The organism is uncultured Maricaulis sp., from assembly GCF_963975345.1.
Taxonomy (GTDB): domain Bacteria; phylum Pseudomonadota; class Alphaproteobacteria; order Caulobacterales; family Maricaulaceae; genus Maricaulis.
Genome location: NZ_CAXBGE010000024.1, coordinates 1 through 2,687, shown reverse-complemented (window position 1 = coordinate 2,687; position 2,687 = coordinate 1). Strand labels below are relative to the sequence as shown.

Below are 2,687 nucleotides of genomic sequence, written 5' to 3'. Positions count from 1 at the left end.
GAGGCTTCGTGCTGGACCTTGTTGAACATCTCGCTGCGCTCAAGGGCGGGGCCGGCGCCGTGAAGCTCGATCCTGCCCTGCGCCGCCATTTTGGCATCGGCAATTCCACCGGCCTTGGTATGGCGCCTTTCTTGCTCAACCATCCAATTTTGCTCAATAATTGGATCAAGGCCCGCGAGACCGCACTGGCCCGTGTGCGCTCCTTGCCGGTCATCTCTGCGAAAGAAACCGAAGCCTTTTTGACCATGCTCCGCCGCGGGCGGCGTAATGTGGACGACTGGCATTCCGAGCATCCGATGCAATGCGACAAGATTGATGGGCTGAAGGCTGACCTTGATCGGCTTGACGCACATCTGGCTAGCGGCGCGCTCACGGCGCCCATGCCATGGGATGCGCTCTACCGCTGGGCCGAGGGCGCGCTGAGCTTTGAGGGGCAAGAGCTTCTCGTGGCGCTGATGATGGAGCCTTACGGTGCACTTGTCGACGATCTGCCCAACCAGATGAGCGCGGATGAGGGCGCTGGGTTCCGCATCGACGGCAGCATGACCGCGGCCCAGTTGCGCGGCATCCTTGAGCGTGACTATGCTTGGGCGCTCAAGATCGACTGGGACAGCCCCGAGAGCCAGGCCAAGGCCTGGTATGTCTCCATCGAGAAGCTCGAGCCGCGCCTTGGTGAGCGGCATCTGGAGCCGGTCGCCCCCTATGAACAACCACTGGCACCGGGACGGGATGCGGCGTTGTTGTTCAGGGCACTTGACGATGAGGCCGATCAGACCCGCGTGGCGGATTTTCTGCTGCGCCATCCGGAGCATCGTCACATCCTGCGCCGCGTGCAGATCGTCGCCCGCCATCCCTATGCCGAGATCCGTGACAACACCGTCAGCGCTGATATCCTGCCCATCGACTTGCTGCGCGCCAAACTGTCCTTTTTCGGGGCCTGCCATTTCGACCCGCGCTCAGACCGTTGGGTGCGGATCAACATGTTCCGCAACGCGCCGTTCCCGCATGAGCTGGCCGAAATGGAGTTCGCGGGTTGGACCTATCCCGCGTTGGTAGAGGTGCCGGTATGATCTGTTCGCTGAATGAAATCGAAGCCCTCGCACGCAAGGCCGCGCGGGGCGGCGGCATGAGCTGGGGGCTTGCCGAGGAGGCCGGCAAGGCCGTGCGCTGGCTCAGCGATAATGGGTTCCCGGGGCCGTCGTTGCTTGCTGAATTGCTGCGGCAGAACGATGGTAAAACCTATTCCGAACTTGCGGTGCAGCAGGGGAATGACGGTGTTCTCCGCGCGCAAAGCGGTCTGCTTTGTCCGATCATCGCCGGGGCACTGATCTGCGATCAGGCCGACGATCTGAAGGGCGGGGCAGAATTGCGGCTTGGCAATGTCGCGGTGCCTTTGCTGTTGGCCCCCTTTGCCAGCGAAGCCGCCCGTTCCGCCGGGGTCAGCATTGCGTTGGAATGGAGCGGGGTGAAGCTCAATCTCGGCGGTGCCGCGCCTGGTGGGGAAGGTGCTGAGGCTGCTTTGCGCGTGGCTTCCACAGAAACGGTCACCTTGTCCCGCGCCATTCGACCGGCAGACGGGACGGTTCGGCCATGCTCTGATCGGGATGTATCAAGCGAGACAATGCAATCGCTGGAAAACTACGCGCAGCGCACCTATGCCCCTGCCACTGCCGAAAGCCGCGCCGGGGCGGGGGCCGGGCAAGAGAGCGACTAGCAGTGTTCTCGCGGGGCAATTGCGCGGACATGGGGTGCGGGGGCAACCTTTCCACCTTCGATGGGGACCAGCCATAGCAATCAGGCGGTTTTATTTACGTCTTTTTCGCCGCGCTAGGGCTCGCCGCGTGATCGAAAAGAGAAGGATTAGGCGGCGTCTTGCAACGGCAGCCGCTTATCTTCGATGCCGATAGGCACGACGAAGTAGAATTCGCTTCCGACACCCTCGACACTGGTCACGCCGATATCGCCGCCGTGGGCCACGATTATGCCCTTGGAAATGGCCAAACCCAGTCCGGTTCCGCGGTGTTTTCGCGTGTCTGATGAATCGACTTGGGTAAATTTGTCAAAAATTCTCGCGCAGTCGTCTGGTGAGATGCCGCAGCCAGAGTCCGCAACAACGACCCGCACCGCCCCGGTTTCCGCTCTGACCGACACGAAAACCCCTCCATTTCTCGGTGAGAATTTGACAGCGTTTGAAAGCAAGTTGCGAACCACCTGGGCTATTCTGTCAGGATCCACATTGCCGATAATCGGTCCGTCATCCCCTGTATAGAAATACTCTACCTCTTGTTCCGTATCATAGGACATCATGGTCTCGATTTCATCTTTTACGATGGTGACGATATCCGAAGGGCGCTTGGACACCTCAAGGTTTCCTGTATCTATTCTCTCGAAATCCAAAAGATCGTTCACGAGCAAATTTAAAATATTCGAATTTTTTGCTGCCATCGCGACCAATCTTTCTGCGGGGGCCGACAATTCAATTATTTTTCCAGATTTCAGCATTTCAAGGGAGCCTTTTATCGATGTTAAAGGCGTCCGTAATTCATGGCTGACCGTCGAAATAAACTCGCTCTTGCTTTTGTCAGAGGCCATTGCGCGTATCTGGGCGAGCCTCAATCGTTCATTGTTGTATTTAAGCCGCCGGAACATAAGCCATAAGCCAGCCGATGGGATGGAGAGTGCCAGCA

3 protein-coding genes are annotated in these 2,687 nt (G+C 58.8%); 2 read left to right on the top strand and 1 reads right to left on the bottom strand.

Features of this window, described 5'->3' with window-relative positions:
* The first annotated feature begins 203 nt into the window (after window positions 1-203).
* Both AAC029_RS15700 and AAC029_RS15695 read left to right on the top strand, forming a co-directional pair.
* Complete coding sequence (locus tag AAC029_RS15700; protein WP_339749682.1) at window positions 204-1,070, top strand: hypothetical protein; 867 nt, start codon at window positions 204-206, stop codon at window positions 1,068-1,070.
* Entirely contained in the window at window positions 1,067-1,714 is a 648-nt protein-coding gene (locus tag AAC029_RS15695; RefSeq protein WP_093734237.1) for a DUF3726 domain-containing protein, read from the top strand. Before AAC029_RS15700 ends, AAC029_RS15695 begins: the two co-directional genes overlap by 4 nt.
* 146 nt (window positions 1,715-1,860) lie before the next feature.
* Here AAC029_RS15695 and AAC029_RS15690 read toward each other — a convergent pair.
* A partial coding sequence (locus AAC029_RS15690; protein WP_339749677.1) for a HAMP domain-containing sensor histidine kinase occupies window positions 1,861-2,687 on the bottom strand: 827 nt, incomplete at its 5' end.